Genomic DNA, 353 nt, shown 5'->3' with positions numbered 1-353 from the left:
CAACTGAGCTGGGCCAGCCTCTTGCAAAGTGGCCAGCTCAGTAATTTCTTTCTCCGGGTCGCCACGTAAGGTGGCGCCGAGGAACTCGGCCAACTGGCCGAGCTTTATAGTCGCTGTCATGGGTTACTTCAGCTGATTCATGCGCTCGATAACCTGGCGAGTGATGTCGTACTGAGGCTTGACATCAATCACTGCGCCACGCTCGAAGACCAGGTCATAAGCACCTTTCTTGATGACTTCTTCCACAGCGCTGTCCAGTTTCGGCTTGAGCTGCTTCAGAATTTCACGGTCGGCAACGGCTTTGGCTTCGTTCAGCTCCTTGGACTGGAACTGGAAATCACGGGCCTTTTGCT

The 353-nt window shown here is 54.1% G+C and carries 1 protein-coding gene; it reads right to left on the bottom strand.

The genetic code is table 11. The annotated features are described in order from the left end of the window. Positions 1–123: 123 nt before the first annotated feature. A partial coding sequence (locus tag AC1DIT_RS28635) for an OmpH family outer membrane protein (RefSeq protein WP_476998643.1) occupies positions 124–353 on the bottom strand: 230 nt, incomplete at its 5' end.

It is taken from the genome of Bacillus sp. 05T22, from assembly GCF_056396765.1.
Note: the sequence above shows the minus strand (reverse complement) of the source record. Positions and strands in the feature narration are given on the sequence as shown.